This window comes from Streptomyces sp. YPW6 (assembly GCF_018866325.1).
In the GTDB taxonomy this organism is placed as follows: domain Bacteria; phylum Actinomycetota; class Actinomycetes; order Streptomycetales; family Streptomycetaceae; genus Streptomyces.
Genome location: NZ_CP076457.1, coordinates 3,527,823 through 3,542,247, shown reverse-complemented (window position 1 = coordinate 3,542,247; position 14,425 = coordinate 3,527,823). Strand labels below are relative to the sequence as shown.

General features: G+C 64.3%; 13 protein-coding genes and 1 pseudogene. 3 read left to right on the top strand and 11 right to left on the bottom strand.

Annotation, left to right across the window (positions count from 1 at the left end; translation table 11 throughout):
• Positions 1-426: 426 nt before the first annotated feature.
• The 6 genes from KME66_RS15665 to KME66_RS15640 form a co-directional block, all read right to left on the bottom strand.
• Complete coding sequence (locus KME66_RS15665) at positions 427-1,098, bottom strand: nucleotidyl transferase AbiEii/AbiGii toxin family protein (RefSeq protein WP_216322987.1); 672 nt, start codon at positions 1,096-1,098, stop codon at positions 427-429.
• The gene (locus KME66_RS15660; RefSeq protein WP_216322986.1) at positions 1,095-1,442 is read right to left on the bottom strand and encodes a transcriptional regulator; all 348 of its coding nucleotides are present in this window, start codon (positions 1,440-1,442) and stop codon (positions 1,095-1,097) included. Before KME66_RS15660 ends, KME66_RS15665 begins: the two co-directional genes overlap by 4 nt.
• A gap of 310 nt (positions 1,443-1,752) precedes the next feature.
• Complete coding sequence (locus KME66_RS15655; protein ID WP_216322983.1) at positions 1,753-2,154, bottom strand: DNA-binding protein; 402 nt, start codon at positions 2,152-2,154, stop codon at positions 1,753-1,755.
• Positions 2,151-2,399 (bottom strand): type II toxin-antitoxin system CcdA family antitoxin, encoded by a 249-nt coding sequence (locus KME66_RS15650; protein WP_216322980.1) that lies wholly within the window; start codon positions 2,397-2,399, stop codon positions 2,151-2,153. The genes KME66_RS15655 and KME66_RS15650 overlap by 4 nt, the downstream gene beginning before the upstream one ends.
• 146 nt (positions 2,400-2,545) lie before the next feature.
• On the bottom strand, positions 2,546-3,475 hold the full coding sequence (locus KME66_RS15645) for a hypothetical protein (RefSeq protein WP_216322977.1): 930 nt from the start codon (positions 3,473-3,475) through the stop codon (positions 2,546-2,548).
• 868 nt (positions 3,476-4,343) lie between these two features.
• On the bottom strand, positions 4,344-5,198 hold the full coding sequence (locus tag KME66_RS15640; protein ID WP_216322972.1) for a GIY-YIG nuclease family protein: 855 nt from the start codon (positions 5,196-5,198) through the stop codon (positions 4,344-4,346).
• 133 nt (positions 5,199-5,331) lie between these two features.
• Here KME66_RS15640 and KME66_RS15635 point away from each other — a divergent pair.
• The 3 genes and pseudogenes from KME66_RS15635 to KME66_RS15625 form a co-directional block, all read left to right on the top strand.
• Positions 5,332-6,172: pseudogene (locus KME66_RS15635) on the top strand (tyrosine-type recombinase/integrase); the annotation flags it as partial.
• A 355-nt stretch (positions 6,173-6,527) separates the two neighbouring features.
• Positions 6,528-7,316, top strand: a complete 789-nt coding sequence (locus KME66_RS15630) for a TIGR04255 family protein (RefSeq protein WP_216322969.1) — start codon at positions 6,528-6,530, stop codon at positions 7,314-7,316.
• A gap of 642 nt (positions 7,317-7,958) precedes the next feature.
• Positions 7,959-8,951: a hypothetical protein gene (locus tag KME66_RS15625; RefSeq protein WP_216322966.1), complete on the top strand. Its 993-nt coding sequence runs from the start codon at positions 7,959-7,961 to the stop codon at positions 8,949-8,951.
• Between the two features lie 270 nt (positions 8,952-9,221).
• Here the strand turns inward: KME66_RS15625 and KME66_RS15620 are convergent, their stop codons facing one another.
• The 5 genes from KME66_RS15620 to KME66_RS15600 all read right to left on the bottom strand — a co-directional run bounded on the left by KME66_RS15620 (position 9,222) and on the right by KME66_RS15600 (position 14,276).
• Entirely contained in the window at positions 9,222-9,551 is a 330-nt protein-coding gene (locus tag KME66_RS15620; protein ID WP_216322963.1) for a MazG-like family protein, read from the bottom strand.
• 26 nt (positions 9,552-9,577) lie between these two features.
• On the bottom strand, positions 9,578-10,900 hold the full coding sequence (locus KME66_RS15615; protein ID WP_216322961.1) for a UDP-glucose/GDP-mannose dehydrogenase family protein: 1,323 nt from the start codon (positions 10,898-10,900) through the stop codon (positions 9,578-9,580).
• Between the two features lie 108 nt (positions 10,901-11,008).
• Complete coding sequence (locus KME66_RS15610; protein ID WP_216329379.1) at positions 11,009-12,241, bottom strand: hypothetical protein; 1,233 nt, start codon at positions 12,239-12,241, stop codon at positions 11,009-11,011.
• Between the two features lie 303 nt (positions 12,242-12,544).
• Positions 12,545-12,763, bottom strand: a complete 219-nt coding sequence (locus KME66_RS15605; RefSeq protein ID WP_031125441.1) for a hypothetical protein — start codon at positions 12,761-12,763, stop codon at positions 12,545-12,547.
• Between the two features lie 283 nt (positions 12,764-13,046).
• Positions 13,047-14,276 carry a helix-turn-helix domain-containing protein gene (locus KME66_RS15600; RefSeq protein WP_216322958.1) on the bottom strand — a complete coding sequence of 410 codons (1,230 nt, stop codon included), beginning with the start codon at positions 14,274-14,276 and terminating at the stop codon, positions 13,047-13,049.
• Positions 14,277-14,425: the final 149 nt, after the last annotated feature.

Below are 14,425 nucleotides of genomic sequence, written 5' to 3'. Positions count from 1 at the left end.
AGCATCACGCCGGCCACAAGCGGAGCGAAGACCCACAAGCCAGTTCGAGCAGGCCCTGGTGAAGATCCGCACGTCGTCCGTAGCGGATGCGGAGCCGGCCAGCGCCTCGGCATGGCACACGAATGGCACGCCAGCCCCAAGGGGTCTAGAGAACGAGAAAGGCCCCGGTCGCTGACCAGGGCCTCAATCAAAGAGCGGGTGACGAGAATCGAACTCGCGCTCTGAGCTTGGGAATCAGCGGTGTTTGAGTTCCCGGAAGGGCTCTGACCTGTGCTTTCCTGCGCGGAAGCTGGGGTTGCCATGGTCTCTGGGTGCTGTACCTGACTGCTGTTGTCCGTGCTGCTGGGCACGGATGGGGTACGGCCGTGCGTGAGCCGAGTGACCTGGCGTGCACCGTGCTGAGCGCATCTGGCCTCCATGCGCCCATCAGTCTTCGTGCGGACTCTCCAGCTCTTGGAGCCGTTCGCCGATGTCGGTGGCCCATGCCTGTGCCCACTGGCGCAGCCCGGTGATCGCTTGTTCGTCGAGTCCGTAGGCGGCGAATTCCGTGTCGTCGATCCAGTCAACTCCCGTCAACCGCGCTTGGAGCTCGCTCAGCTCGAAGGAGTCGCGGGCGTGGCGTCGACCGAGCTCTTCGAGTTCGACATGGCTCCAGCGGTTCGCGGCAGCCTGTACGTCGATCAGGTCCCTGGCGAGTCCGCGGTCGAAGAGTGCGCGGACTTTGGTCCCGACGACATCTTCGAGGGACAGCACCAGTCCGTGGTCGGTGTGTACGGGCGGTCGCCAGAGCGCTTCCTTGAGGATGTCGACCTCGCACTCTTCGTGACTGATGGGATCGGTGACGATCAGGCGTGCGGAGAGCGGGTCTGTTTCCAGAGCGCTGACCTGCCACCCGTGTTGTTCCAGGCCGGCGCGCACGGCAGCGGCAATGTCCTCCATGCGATCGGGGTTCTCGGTCGCAACGTCGAGGTCCTGGCTGAGGCGGTCGACCAGGCCGTGTGCCTGGACTGCGTAGCCGCCGGTAAGCGCCAGAGGGTAGGCACCGCCCACGGCGAGTACATCAGCCAGCAGGCGACGGTGCAGATCGGTGAGGTTCACGCAGCAGCCTGGGCGCTGTGAGCCAGCTCGTCGAAGGCGTGCTCCCAGACTTCACGGACATCACGGCTGATCAGTGTGCGCAGCGTGGGCCACAAGCTGACGAGGAGGCCGCGGTTGAGGTACTGGATCAGGTCGTCGTGCTGGCCCTCGGCCAACACGATGCGGTAGTAGCTCATCCGTAGCCGTGGCTGGTCGAGGTCGAACGTGGTCAGCCCCGACCATGCCAGGTGAAGTGGCAGGCGCACCGTGCCGTGCTCGGGGCCGACAAGCTCGGAGAGTGCTGCGGGCGTCCGGCGGGCGAACTTGGCACGGCGGAGATCGGAAAGACTGGGCTGTGATGCCATACGTCGATTATCCAGGGAGAGGCCACCGAAGCCGACCGGACGCATCCAAGGTGCCCCGAACGAAGAAGCCCCCGGCCGCTGGCCTGGGGCTTTCATGTGGAGCGGGTGACGAGAATCGAACTCGCGCTCTTAGCTTGGGAATCAACGGTTCTTACGCTGTTGGAGGGGCTTTGACCTGCGATTTCGGATTGGGTAGGTGGATGGCTCCCGGTCTCTGGGAGCCGTATCTGACCGCTGATGTCCGCTCTGCTGGGCACGGATGGGGCACGCGAGCTGGCAGTGCGACGCGCGCTCCGGGCGGGTGCACTGGTCACAGGGGGATGATGCGGACTTGGCTGCCGCAGAGTTTGGTCATGTCATCGCTGTCGGACGTCAGCAGGGCGACGGGTTTCGGCTGGCGGAGCGCGACCTCGGCGACCGTGGCGTCGATGGCGTACTTGTGCCCGTGCAGTCCGGCGACTTTGAGGAGCTCCGCTGCCGCTTTCGCCGCCTGTTCGGTGACGGGCTCCACCTTGATGCGGGACAGGGCCCAGTTCAGGCGGGGCATGTTGGTGCGGGAGTGGGTTACTTCCACGATGGTGTTCGCCCCGATCACCAGGTCGGCTCCCATGTCGTGGAAGATCTGAAGCATCGCGAGGAGCTTGCGGTCCTGTGCGATCCAGGCGGAGAGTCCTTCCGAGTCCAGGACGACGGTTTCGATGCGCTCGCTCACGCGGCGTCCGCGTCCTGGGAGGATCTGGCGGAGCCGAAGATCTTCGCGTGAGCCGCAGCGAGCTCCTCGTCACTGAAGGAGCCGTGTTCTTCCTCATGGCGGCGGAGGTCGTCGCCCAGGAGCTGGTGCCGGATCTGGCGGGCCACGGCCTCCGCCACATAGCCGGAGACGTTGTCCGTGAGCTTGCGAAGCTCCGCCACCTGGTCGCTGGGAAGCGTGACGGTGATGCGAGTCGTTGAGGACATAGATCCAAGCATACTGGAGTATGCGCACGGAGGGGTGCACGCCTCCGCGAAACTCAGATCAGGAGGAGCTTCAAGGGCAAGCGCCGTGCGGGCCGGTTGGCCGGTGCTCACTTCCCTGCCAAAGCGAGGCGAGGCGGGTGCGGCAGTCAGAAAAGGAGGATCGAGATCAGCCGTCCCGGGATCAGGTACAGGGTGATAGCAGTGCTACCAAGCAGGAACGGCAGTCCGACGAGAATGCGGAGAGGAAGCCAGAGGGGGGACCAGGCGCTCAATGCCTTGCCTCTGCCATCCGCCTTCGGTAGGTACCAGACGGTCCGGGAGGGTGAGGGGTTTGCGGCTCCGCTGTACGCCCGCTGTATGGATTCACGCCGTCGGCCGGAGGCGTCGGTGAGCACGTAGACGTGTTCATGAGCCCTGTGTCGACCGTGTGTCGACCGAGCGAACGTCGCCTGTGTCCGATGGCCCCGATGTATCAGCGCCCACAGGTCGATCGAGGCGCTGCAGACGAAAAGTGCCGAGAGGAGGACCACTCCGCCGACAGTCCCGCCCACAGTGACGGCCAGGATCGCTCCTGTCATGTCACCCATGACTAGGAGGGCGGTCGCGTAGCCGAAGAGCAGCACGAACAGCCCGATCAGCCAAGGGTTGGAGAGATCACCCCCGGGGCGCGGGGGTGGTTCACCGGACTCTCCTGCCGTTGTGACATGCCCGCTGGGCAGAAGAGGCGAACCCTCGCGGAGCCGTACCGCGTCGGCCGCGCACACGGCTATGAGGCGCTTCGCGCCGCCATGTGGAGCCCAACTGGCCTCCGTGGTCGACTGCCCGTGACGCGGGTCGAAGAAGCAGGGCGGAAACCGCCGAGGTATCGGTGAGCCGGCGACACGGGCCTCCAGGTCGACCAGTGCGGTCAGGCCCTCCTGTAGGAGATGCGGAACGACCTTCTTCTGTCTGCGGCGGTGCAGGGCACGAGAAGCGGCGTCGTACGCGTCGAGGGCGCGCTCCCAGTCATCCAGCGCCTTCGGCGGTGTTCCGGGGTCACCCGGAACGAAGGTGTGCTCGGCCAACATCTCGCCCAAGGACGTCACTTCGGCCTCGAGCTCCCGCTGCCGGTCTCGTCGCCCTGGTCCAAGCATCTCCACCCCACCACGCGATGTTCCTGGAAGTTTAGGTGCCTTGTGCGTCCGGGCGCGCTGCCTTCTGCGCCCTCTCCATAGAGGCAGTCAGGGGTTTCCCGGCACGACGGACTGAAGGTGGCGCGCACCTGGGCGGCTTTCCGGGAAAACGTGAAGGCCCCGGTCGCTGACCGGGGCCTTCATCAAAGAGCGGGTGACGAGAATCGAACTTGCGCTCTGAGCTTGGGAATCAGCGGTGCTTGGCCTAGTAGAAGGGCCCTCACCTGCACCTTTGCATGTTGCAGGTGGGTGGGCCCCGGTCCCTGGGAGCCGTATCTAACCGCTGTTGTCCGCTCTGATGGGCACAGAAGGGGCACGAAGGTCGGCAGTGCAACGGACCCCACCAAGGTGTGTGTTCTGGGTGAGCCGACGGGGTGGAGGGGGATGATGCGGGTTCCTCGGAGCTTGGGCATGTCGTTGCTAGGCCAGTAGGCGGCCGGTCTCGGCTGGCCCAGCGCAGTCTCGGGGGACCGTACAATCCGGCGCCTTCAGCAGTTCTGCCGAGATTTGCCGCCGCCGTGGCCGTCTGCCCGGTGACCGGTCCCGTATCGCGCTAAAGAGCCCAGCAGCTGTTGCCGGATCTGGCGGGCTGCCGCTTACGCGGTATAGCCGGAGACGTTGTCTGTAAGCTTGCGGAGCTTCGCCAATTGGGAGCTAGGAAGCGTGACAGTGGTGCGAGTCGTTGAGGTTATAAGCCAGGCATCCTGAACTATTCGCCTGTTGGCTCCGTTTCAAGGTTCCCCATTTCCCATCTGTCGAGATGAGGTAATTTTCATCCGGAGGCTACTTCGATGTCATTATCCATGGATCTATCTGGAATTCCGCGCCTTGCGAGGAGTTCACGCCACTCTTCTTCTGGTCCCATCATGGAGTAATTGACCCCCACGATGCTCCACCCGGGACGCAGGGGCGCTTCGATTCGACGCTTCTCCCATAGTTCTGCGACGTAGTCTGCAGCCTCGGTGGTGAGGATTTCGAGACCTGTCATGATCATCGAGTACGGGTCTAGCTCGAGGAGCTGTTCAAAATTTTCTTTGGGGGAGTAGTGGGTCGGGCAAAAGACGCCTGCTTCACACTGAGGCTCATCATGATGGCGCCTGCGATCCTGTTCGCATCGGTCTCGAATCTCCCCAAAAACGGCCAGGTCAAAAATATTTTCGAATGCTGCGATCTTTCGATGGTCTGGCTGGACTGTCCATTTCACGAGACAGAGATCTGGGTATTGCACAAACCTGACCGCTACGAGATCTCGCCGAAGCCATCGGCGCATGCGATCTTCGAGCGCTGGGAGAGCGTCTATCTCGACTGCTTCCCGCGCTTCGTTAACCTTATACTGATCGCAAATTTGCTGCACGTGGCGAATCGCTTCACGGATTGAAATTTTGAAGAACTCCCGGCGCGGGTTTACGCGACTCGATCGTAGTAGCGAGTGAAGCTCCTTCTCTGCGGCTTTAGCATCGCTAACAACCTGGTCGTATATAACTTCATACTCTGCTGGCACGCCGGTTGCGTTTGAGATTTCTTTAGCACGTTCACTTGACTCTCTTGCGGTGCGGCCGATTTTCAGAACTCCAGGAATAAGGGAATTCGCAAGGACATAGATTACGCCGCGGCTGCTCTCGCTCAAGATGCCTCCTGCTGATGTGGGGTCCGCTGTCGGCGCCTACTCGGGCAGGCTACCCGGCACCTATGACACAGATTGGGGCACAGGATCGGTCTGGTAGAGCCCACAGTCTGACGCTGTACGAGCGTGGATCGCGCGGTCCTGGCGATCTGAACGGCTGACCGCATGGGGGCCGAGACCACCGTCGCCAAGAGATATCGGCTCCTCAAGGCCATCCTGGAGACGGCCGTCGAGGACGAGTTGATCCGGCGCAACCCCTGCCGTATCCGGGGCGCCGGAGAGGAAACCGCGGCGGAACGCCCCGTCGCCACCGTCGACCAGGGCGACGCGCTCGCCGACGTGCTCGGGCCCCGCTGGCGGCTGATGGTCTTCCTCGGTGCGTACGGGCCTCTCCGCCCGGAGGAACAGGTAGAGCTTCGACGCAAGGATGTCGACCTGGACGACCTCACCGTGCGCGTCAGGAAGGCCGCTCCGGAGCTGACCACCGGCAAGCGTGCGGAAAGCCCGACCAAGTCGAAAGCGGGAAGAGGCTCGTCGTTCTGCCGGCCTCTCTGCGAAACGACCTCCGGCGGCATCTCGACTGGTACGCGGAGAAGGGTCCGGACGGACTGCTGTTCGTGGGGGAGAAGGGGAAGCCGTTCCGCCGCTCCACCTTCGGGCGAAAGTGGAGCAAGGCGCGGGCCAAGGTCGGCCTGCCGGAGAACTTCCGCCTCTACGACCTCCGGCACACCGGGAACGCGCTTACAACTCGTTCCGGGGCCACCCCCAAGGACACGACGGTCCGAGCGGGGCAGTCGACCGAGCGGGCCGCGCTGATCTACCAGAACTCCGACACAGACCGGCAGCGGGAGGTGGCCGCCGGCCTCGACCAGCTTGTACGGGCACGGCGCACGGCGGCGGAATCGCAGGCATCTGGCACGCGACACCTAGACAGGTCCAGACAACAATCAAGGCCCGGGTCGACGACCGGGGCCTGAGTCATGGAGGGGGTGACGAGGATCGAACTCGGGTTCTGAGCTTGGGAACCACATGTAGTGAAGGAGCGCAAGCACTCCTATCAGGTGGAACGTTACCTGCAGCTCCCGCCCTCCCTTCGATGGGAACCGGGAGTGACCCCTGTCGTCCCTTGGTCCTGGTGCCACTTGGGTGCGCCAGTGGATGGCAGGGCTGGCTGTGCGTGTTGTGCACCGGAGAGTGTCCTCGCCCCTGGAGGACCGGGTATGCCTGCTTGCGCAAAGACCCCAAAGGCTGAAGGACTCACAAAAGCGACACTTGGGCCCAGTGTCGCTGCACCGGGTGCGTCCGCTAGCACTGTGAAGTAGAGTGTGAAGTATGGGAGACGGACTGTTCGGTGACTTGCCCGCGATCGAGGTGCCGCTGACCCGGGCGCCCTTGACACGTGTGCTGGCGCAGGTGCGGTTCCCTTCAGTGTCTGAGTTGGCGCTATCAGATGGGCAGCACCGCTTTAGTCGGCTACTGAAGGCCACGTACCCAGTTGCTCGACAGCAGTCCGGCATCAACTTGGTCATTACGCCTCAAGGTGTAATGCAGCAACCTGGTCGCGATATGATCTGGCAGCTACAGGATAAGAGCCGAGAGTGGCAGGTTTCATTCTCCGATGGGTTTGTGTCTCTGGAGACTTCCAAGTACGTCTCTCGGGATGACTTTTGCGCAAGGCTCCACTCTGTTCTTAATGCGCTAGTCGATGTGGCAGAGCCTGTTCTCTGTGATCGAATCGGAATTCGCTACATCAATCAGATCTCGGGTGAATCCCTCTTGAGGGTTAACAAATTCTTCAGGCCCGAAATGCTTGGCGGATGGGCGGTTTCGCAAAGAAGCGAATCAGCTAACCTAGTTCAATCCCTCAGTGAGTCACTTTTCGAACTTGGGGTGGACAGAATGCTGATTCGCTCAGGCTGGATTCCCGCGAGGGGAACCGTCGAGCCGAGTGTCCCTGCACTACCGTCTGACAGCTGGGTCCTTGATTTGGATTCATTTACTGACAATTCGGAAGATTTTTCACCTGCTGGTGTGAGCGCACGAGTTAGAGAACTGGCTGACGGGGCTTACAGGGCCTTTAGGAATCTCGTGACTGATGATTTCCTGGAGCACTACGCGTAGGAGTTGCAATGACAGCTCTTTCAACTGCAAGTAGGAGCGAAGGAACAAGCGCACGCGTGGCTGTTGTTGCAGCAGCTAACATTCGAGTTATTTCCGTCGCTGCCCTCAGCTTCTGGGGATTTGCTGGCACGACGAGCGTGGTTAACGCCGCTCCCGCCCGGCACGATGAGATCGCCTACGTCAGTTTCCAGACAGGAAACGGCGAGGCGGTTAGAGCACAGGCAGTTACAGAAGACGCTGCCCCTGCAATAAAGATCCGTCAACTACACGCGCGCTCAGGGCTCAGCTGGGAGCAAGTTTCACGCCTCTTCGGCGTAAGCCGTCGCGCTGTCCATCTCTGGTCGGCTGGCGGACGCATGACGGAATACCATGCACGGCTCCTGGAACGGCACGCTGCGGTTGTAGCTCAGCACGACTGCGGCGACCCCGAAGAGACGAAGCGTCACTTGCTGGCCGCCGGGGCTGAGGCAAGATCACCGTACGAGTTGATGGTTAATTATCAGCTACGTTTGCGCGAGAAGCCGCTACGTGCCGAGCTGCCGGCAGCTACTCTGTTGGAGGCAACTGAACCCACCCCTCAGCCAAGTTCTGAAGTCGTCCGTAGCGGTCGTCGGCTTGGTGGAGCTGTCACTCGGAGCGTGGATGAAAGACGAGGCAGCGCGTGAAGATCCGCGGGTTCTGATCGCGCGGAGCGTTGATAGTGAAGTCCTTCGGTGGCGGCAGGGTGACGTCGTTGACGACATATATGCTCTACGTCTCGTTGATCTGAAGAGGCCCCTCACGCCCGCCTCGGAAGCGCTGAGAATAACCGAAGGATTGCAGCTTGCGGACTCTTCCAAAGAAAATCCAGAACTGGCTGTACTGGATACTGTAGAATCACTTGGTTATGTTATCATTTCGCAAACTTGTGATGTTGTAAGATCTGTGTCGGATCAGCCGCACTTTCAAGCTTGCCCTATCGTAGAGATTCCGGACGGCCTGATAAGTCAGGTTCGTAAAAGCGAGTCTACGAGAATTGTTTGGTTGCCTGCGCTTAACAGAAACGTAGGGGCTGACCTAACGCGAACATTTTCTGCTGAAAAGAGTGTTCTTGTGGGGCGAAACCTCAGGCATGGGGTGGAGACGGACGAGGAAATTCGCAATTTCGCCATGGTCGTGGCCCGCAGGTTTGGTCGTTTTGCCTTTCCCGACGACTTGCACACATCGTTGCATGCAATGCGAACGAGACTGATTAGTAAGCACAAGAAAAATAGTGACGAAGGCGCAGCCCTGCGCAACATTCATCAGATCCGCGCCGAAGCTCTGCCAGGTTGGAATGCGACCTCGGTAGAGATTGTGCTTCATTTCATTCTTGAGCCTCATGTGCTGCCTGAGGTTGATGATTGGTCGACCTTTGTGCCGGTTTCATCTGTGAGCCCGTCGCAAGCGGCGATGGATATTTCTAGTTCCTCTGGAAATTTGGCTGCACAGAAATGGGTCGAGTTGGCGCAAGCGTGGGTATCTCTATGCCGGCCTGCAGGTGTAATTAAATCGATTTCGGCACAAGTTAGTGGCACTAGCTCTTTCACTCTGGAGCAGATGAGAAATTCAGAGCAGCTCGATCTTGATTATCTGTCTATTTCGACATTCGAATAGTTGCGATTCCTCAAGCTAGATCAGTCGAGCGGGTGGGTGGCTAAACCGTGGAGCCGACCGCCCCAACCACAGCGGGTCTTCCCCATCGTGGTGCTTGCTCCAACCGCGCGACCGGCGTAGCCGGGGAGCGCGCGGCGAGCGGAGCGAGTCGCCTTGGCGAAGTAGGGAAAGTTCTACCGCGCTGGGAGCAGGTGCCCGGCGCAGCTTGTGTGCCAGACATGGCCGCCGCCCGTGTCCAACGGAGCGGTCGACGGCCATATCCGGAGGCTGTCAGGCCGTAGCAGCGGCCTCCCGGCCCCTTCGTGTCCGCCGGTGGAGGATCTCGTCGAAGGTGGCGCGGGCGCCCGTGGGGTCGATGTAGTGCATGGCCAGGAGGGCGGCGATGACGGAGCCGACCAGGTCGTTCTGGACCTCGGACCAGGTGTGGTCGTCGCCGCAGGTGGTGAGGCCCTTCAGGCCGTGGAGGGCGTGCATCGCCTCGCCGGCCTCCTCGGCGACCTTGCCGACCTGGAGGGCCTTGAGCTCCTCGTCGGGGAGGTGGGCGCCAGCCGCTCGGCAGACGGCGGAGAGCTTCTCGATGTTGTCCCACAGGGTGTCCACGTCGGACCTCCGGTCGATGGGTTCGGCTATTCCTGTGCGGGTCGTCCGAGCTGGCGTACAGTCCAACCGGCCATACGCCAGGCGTCGGCGTCGATGAGGTTGCGGAGGTCGACAAGGACCTGGTCCGCGACCAGTGGGGCGAGGGCCTTGGGATCGGCCTCGCGGAAGTGGGGCCATTCGGTGGCCAGGACGATCAACTCGGCTGCAGCGAGGGAGCCTTCGAGGGTTTCGCAATAGTCGAGTTCGGGGTGGCGGCGCAGTGCCGTGGGCACGGCGTGCGGGTCGTGGACGGTGACGGTCGCGCCGCGCTGGTGCATGAGCGCGGCGATCGCCAGGGCCGGGGATTCGCGGACGTCGTCGGTACCGGCCTTGAAGGAGGCGCCCCAGACGGTGATGCGTACGCCGTCGACGGGGCGGCCGAGCGTCTGCTCGATGAGACTCAGCGCGGCGGTGGGGCGGGATTCGTTGACCTCCTCCGCCGCCCGCAGCATGGTCGCTGCCTCGTTGGCACCCAAGGTGCGGGCGGAGGCGGTGAAGGCGCGGACGTCCTTCGGGAGGCAGCCGCCGCCGTAGCCGGGGCCGGCGTTCAGGCCGCCGCGGCCGATGCGGGGGTCCAGGCCGATGGCCTCGGTGAGCTGCTGGACATCGGCTCCGGCGGCGGTGCACATGTCGGCGACGCCGTTGATGAAGGAGATCTTCATGCCGAGGTAGGCGTTGGCGGCGCCCTTGATGAGTTCGGCTGTGGCGGGGTCGGTCACGAACAGCGGGATGCCGTTCGCCAGGAGGGGTGCGTAGACCTGGCGTACCGCGTCCTCGGCGCGAGCCGACGGCACGCCCACGACGATGCGGTCGGGGCGCAGGGTGTCGTCGATGGCGTGGCCCTCGCGTAGGAACTCGGGGTTCCAGACCACCTCCACGTCCTCACCGGCCGGGGAGAGCCGGGTGAGAAGCGCACCGAGGTCGCGGGAGGTGCCGACGGTGACCGTGGACTTCCCGACGATGACGGTCGGGCGGGTCAGGTGCGGGGCGAGGGCGCGGGCGGCGCCGAAGACCTGTCCGGTGTCGTAGCTCCGTCCGTCGGCGTCGATCGGCGTGCCCACGGCCAGGAAGTGGATGTCGGCGAACTCGGCTGCCTCGGCGAGGCTGGTGGTGAACCGCAGGCGTCCTGTGGCGGTGTGGGTGCTGAGGAGTTCGGGCAGGCCGTCCTCGTAGATGGGGCACTCGCCGGCGTTGAGGCGGTCGATCTTCGCCTGGTCCAGGTCCACGCCGATGACCTTGTGGCCGATCTCGGCCATGGCAGCGGCGTGGGGGATGCCCAGGTGACCACAGCCGATGACGGATACGCGCATGGGGTCGACGCTCCTTTCCTTGCCTCTCGCCCGCCCAGGGGAGTCCGGGCCGGCCGGGTGCGTCACGCTAGCGCCAACACCCGGCGCGGCCCTCTTCGTGCAGGTGGCTCAACCAGCCTGCTGCTTGAGCAGGTTGACGAGGGCTGGCAGTGCCTCGGCGGCGGTCGCCCGGCACACCAGGTCGCCGTCCTGAGGGCCTTCCAGCGGGTACGGCATGAACTGGCCGTCGCGCCAGAAGCCCTCCGGGTCCAGGTAGACGACCTGCATGCCGCGGGCGCGGGCGCGGGCCTGGACCTTGCGGCGGTCGGCGTGCAGGCCGACGACGAGGAGGGCCTTGGCGCCGTCCACCCACTCGACGTCGGGTACGGCCTGGTCGTAGCGGCGCATGAAGCACTCGTCGAGCCCGGCGCGCGCCGCGAGCACGTCGAAGTTGTTGGTGATGACCGGGCCGACGAGGTGACCGGCGTCCTTCAGTTCCTTCAGCGCCCACATTGCCGGAGTCGGTTCGGCCAGGAAGCAGGCGCGGAACATCTCCACGAACTCCGCAGTCTTCTCCTCCGGCTCCGTAAGAACCTCGTGGAGGAGCGTGTCCGCTGTCGGGGAGAGGGTGAAGCGGTGTTCCCGAGGCTCGTGGCCCTGGCGGTCGGTCACCCGGTAGATCTCGTGGAGCCGGTGCAGGGGCGGGATACCCGCCTCGACCGACGTACCGCAGCCGACCTCCACCTGGAACGGCAGCAGGTCCGCGAGGACGGACAGGTCTGGTACGCGGGTCGGCGTACCGGGTCGGTCCTTGCACCTGATCCCGGTGGAGAGGACGTTCCACGGCAGCTGCCGTACAGCGGGCGGCGGTGCGTAGGACACCGAGGCGATCTGCACGTCCAGGCTCCGGTAGCCGACGGGGAGGGTACGGCCCGCCGCCACGTCCTGGGGGTGGGCGTCGTGCTCGGTGATCCGGCACTTCAGATCCCGGCGTGTCCATAAGAATCCGCCAGGAGCCTCCTTCCAGCCGCCGGTGGCGAGCGAGTCCCACAGGGCGTCGTGGTGCGCGTCGATCTCATCCGCTGGAGCGGTAGCGGAGTGGTAGAGGTACAGGTCGGTCAGGCCGATGGCCGGCGCGGCGGTGGTGGGGACCAGGCCGTACCGGTAGCGGTAGTGGATGATCCGCCGCCGGGCGTCGTCGGCGGCCGTCCAGCCGCTCTGTTCGGCCGTGGCCTTCTCCTGCGTACGGCGCCAGATGCCTTCCTCGATGTAGCGGGGTCGGTCGGCGTCGCCGAAGTAGGTCTTCCAGACCTGCTGTTGGTCGGGGGTGAGCTGGTCGATGACGATGTACGGGATGTCCATGATCTCTCCCTGGAGAATCACGCCTGGATGTTCCGGGTGCATGGCAGGCTCCGTTGGCCGGGAAGGTGGCGTGAACGACCCGGACAGCGGAGCGGAGTCAGCGGTCGGAGGGCGGGCTCGCGTCCGTTGAGACGGCGGCGGGCTGGTGACCGAGGCCGTTGAGGAGCGGGACGGCCTGCTCACGCAGTGCCCAGGCCGGTCCCACCAGGCCGGCGACGGCCAGAAGCGTGAGCGCGATGCCTCCGCCTTCGGGGCGTACGGAGCGCGGCGCGGCTTTTCGGGCATGGCGTCGCCGAGGCCCGGTCACGGGGTGCCGCCGAGGGCCCGTCCGTGTGCGTCGACGAGGCGGCTGGTCTGCTGGTGCAGCCACTCCAGCTCGACAGAGGTGAGGATGAGCGCGCCATCGAGGGTCGAGCCGTCATCCAAGTGGAACTCGATGGGAACCGATCCCTGCCTGGCCCGCGCGTCGTAGACCGCGTCCCGTCCGGCCGAGAGCGTGGCGTGGGTGGCCCTCACCGGCACGGGACGGAGCGTCGTTCCGTCGGCGGGCGCGGACCAGGGGGCCCCGCCACCAGGCGGACGCAGGTGGAACGTCGTCGCAGAGCCCTCACCAGGGAGAGCGACTACGACACCCACACGGCCATCGCGAGCGCTGTCCGTGGCGAGGTCGCCAAGCAGTGGACGGAAAGGTGCCGCCGTGCCTAACTCGGTTTCCTGCGAAGGAAGATGAGAAGAACGTCGTCGCGTCATGCCCCGAAGTTAGGGACAGGACGGGCCTCGAATATGAGCCGGAGGAATACGACCCCTATCCGTCCAGGTGAAAGCGGTCGGACATGTGCCGCAGCTTCTCCCTCGTGGCTGCTCGTTCCGCGTAGACGATGCTGCGAAGCGTTGAACGGGCGATGGGATGGTTCCGTACGAGCTGCGGCGCGATCCGCTCAGCCGTCTCCAGCTCGGTGAGGGCCTTTGCCCGGTTTCCGTCCCACAGCCAGGCCCGCGCCACGTCCATGTGGTGGTGGCCCTGACGTGAGTTGGGCAGTGCCCCGACCAGGCTCGGGCTGGTGCGGCGGTTTATCTCCAGCGCCTTGCCCTGCTTGCCCATTTCCAGGGCCACGCTGATCGCGTGGATCTGCACGTTCCCGGCGGAGAACGTCAGCGAATGCCGGTCGTACACCGGTGCCCCTACGTACGCGTCCATGCGTTCCGCCGCGTCCTTCGCGTGCCCGATCCGGTCCTCCGCTTCCGACGGGCGGTTGGCCCGAGCAGCGGAGATGGCCGCCCGAAGCTGAAGCGTGCCCCAAGCCCGTACGGCCAGCGGATCACCCTGCTCGTACGGCTGTTGCACCGAGGCGATCGCCTTGTCCGAGAGGGTCAGAGCGTCGGCCCAGTCAGCCGTCGCCCACATGTCCCAGACGCGCATCCAGTCGGCGACGGCAGGCAGCACCGGATCTCCCGACAACCTGGCAGACCACGCGGCCCGTTCGCACGCCATGGCCACAAGCTCCGGGTGCCCGAGGGCGTGCGCGGCGGTGTGCGCGAACTTGCAGCACACGGCGTAAATGGCGTACGCCTCTTCCCGCTCGTGCCCGTCCGAGTCCTCCGCCAGGGCGCGCGCTTCCCGGAACAGGTCCGGGAGAACTCGGAGAATCGCGACGTTGGAGGCGGTGTCCCGCAGGCGGTGCAGCCGGGTCACCTCACGCCATAGCTGTGACGCCGGTCGGGGATCCCCGTCGAAGACGGGAACGAGGTCGTAGCGACGCAGCTCGCGCAGAATCGACGAGGCGGCGATCTGCCACTGGCTGTCGTCGGGGGAGCTGCTGTACGGGCGTCCGATCAGGTCGTTCGGATGGACGTGCAGCTCTGCGGCCACCTGGTTGAGCAGGCCGACCCGGTCCAGCTCGATCAGGCCACGCTCCATCTTCGACACCCAGCCCTGGGACTTCCCGAGGGCCGTCGCCAGGTCGGCCTGCGGCATGCCCAGTCGCAGCCGCGCCCTGCGAGCGCGCTTGCCGATCTCCTCGGCTTCCTCCAGCATCAGGACACCTCCCGGCCGCCGGACGATCCGGCGCGGCCGCCGGTCTGTCCGTACAGAGTTCGTCTCCTGCACGGTACCCATGACGCGGCTTCAGCGTGAGACGAGCTGCAAGGACCGTCGGGGCCGCGGCCCATGTACCGCTGTCCCGT

Coding starts and splice junctions, on each gene's coding strand:
- KME66_RS15660 (WP_216322986.1), bottom strand. CDS start 1,442: ATGGCATCACAGCCCAGTCTTTCCGATCTCCGCCGTGCCAAGTTCGCC.
- KME66_RS15610 (WP_216329379.1), bottom strand. CDS start 12,241: ATGGACATCCCGTACATCGTCATCGACCAGCTCACCCCCGACCAACAG.
- KME66_RS15625 (WP_216322966.1), top strand. CDS start 7,959: ATGAAAGACGAGGCAGCGCGTGAAGATCCGCGGGTTCTGATCGCGCGG.
- KME66_RS15615 (WP_216322961.1), bottom strand. CDS start 10,900: ATGCGCGTATCCGTCATCGGCTGTGGTCACCTGGGCATCCCCCACGCC.
- KME66_RS15600 (WP_216322958.1), bottom strand. CDS start 14,276: ATGCTGGAGGAAGCCGAGGAGATCGGCAAGCGCGCTCGCAGGGCGCGG.
- KME66_RS15650 (WP_216322980.1), bottom strand. CDS start 2,399: ATGTCCTCAACGACTCGCATCACCGTCACGCTTCCCAGCGACCAGGTG.
- KME66_RS15630 (WP_216322969.1), top strand. CDS start 6,528: ATGGGAGACGGACTGTTCGGTGACTTGCCCGCGATCGAGGTGCCGCTG.